The organism is Rhodococcus sp. 66b (assembly GCF_002076325.1).
Lineage (GTDB): Bacteria > Actinomycetota > Actinomycetes > Mycobacteriales > Mycobacteriaceae > Rhodococcus_F > Rhodococcus_F erythropolis.
This window is the reverse complement of sequence record NZ_MUZB01000053.1, coordinates 1-1,414: the sequence shown is the minus strand read 5'-3', so window position 1 is coordinate 1,414 and position 1,414 is coordinate 1. Positions and strand designations below refer to the sequence as shown.

At 61.3% G+C, this 1,414-nt stretch carries 2 protein-coding genes; both read left to right on the top strand.

Features of this window, described 5'->3' with window-relative positions; all coding sequences use genetic code 11:
• A partial coding sequence (locus B0E55_RS32080) for a hypothetical protein (protein ID WP_206745225.1) occupies positions 1 to 186 on the top strand: 186 nt, incomplete at its 5' end.
• A 104-nt stretch (positions 187 to 290) separates the two neighbouring features.
• On the top strand, positions 291 to 1,397 hold the full coding sequence (locus tag B0E55_RS31270) for an IS110 family transposase (protein WP_080911178.1): 1,107 nt from the start codon (positions 291 to 293) through the stop codon (positions 1,395 to 1,397).
• Positions 1,398 to 1,414 lie beyond the last annotated feature (17 nt).

The window sequence follows — 1,414 nt, the reverse complement described above, 5'->3', positions numbered from 1 at the left end:
AGTGAGACTGTTCGTGCCGGTGTTTTCGGATTTCCTGACCGTTACCGCATGGAGACGAGAGAATGCTGGTGCCGGGAGTTCCCAGTGTTCCTGACCCTCACTCCGATCGACGATCGTGTGTCTTTCCTTGGATTTGTCGGTTCCTGGGAACCCCCGGTGAGGCGCTACGCCTCACCGTCGGGGTGACCTGAGGAGAGCCTGCACCACCAGGTGCTCATCACTGTCTTGTCCGCCGGTTCGGTCGATGCGCGGCGCCGCCTTGCTCATCGGTCAACGGAGAGGAAAGCGACATGACAAGGATGCCTGACAAAGCCGATCTCGATCAAGACCGGCGAGTGTTCGCCGGAGTCGATACCCACAAAGAACTGCACGTCGCCGCGGTGATCGATACCGACGACAACGTCCTCGGAACTCGCAGTTTTCCGACCACCCGAAACGGGTATCGAACCATGCTGACCTGGATCGGCGAGTACGGCAATCTGATCCGGATCGGTATTGAGGGCACTGGCTCCTACGGAGCTGGGCTGACCCGCCACCTCGCGAAAGCCGGCGTGACGGTACTCGAGGTGGACCGCCCCGATCGCTCGGACCGTCGCCGTAAGGGCAAAGACGACGACCTCGACGCCATCAACGCGGCCCGCGCAGCCAAGACCAACCGGCGCACCACCACCCCGAAATCGAAAGACGGTGCCGTCGAGTCACTTCGGGTGTTGAGGGTGACCCGAGCCCATTCGGTACGAGAGCGGCGCAGTGCGCTGCAACTGCTGCGGATGACGATCATCTCCGCTCCCGACGAGCTGCGCGCTCAGGTCCGCGATCTGACGCGGATGCAACTGATCCGCCTCCTCGCCGCCTGGCGACCGGATGTCGCGAACGCTACTGATCCCGTGACCGCCTACCGGGTGTCGATGAAGTCCCTGGCTCGCCGCTATCTCGAATTAACCGACGAGATCGCCGATCGGGGCGAACTGATCAACCCAATCGTGAAAGCCCTCGCACCTCAACTACTCGAGCGCGTCGGAATCGGTATCGAAGTCGCCGGACAAATGCTTGTCACCGCTGGCGATAATTCCGATCGAATGAAATCCGAAGCCGCGTTCGCGATGCTATGCGGTGTTGCACCGCTACCCGCATCTTCTGGCATGACCCAACGCCACCGCCTCAATCGCGGCGGTGACCGCCAAGCCAACCGAGCCTTGCATCTGGCCGTCATCGGCCGCATTCGACTCGACCCGAAAACCCAGGCCTACGTAGAGAAGAAAACCAGCGAAGGCCACTCGAAACTGGAAACTATCCGGGGCCTGAAGCGCTACCTGGCTCGCGAGGTCTACTACCTCCTCAACCCTGGACCGCAGACCATCACCCCGAACACCCGACACCATCGAAAAGCAGCTTGACTCTCAGGAGAGCATCC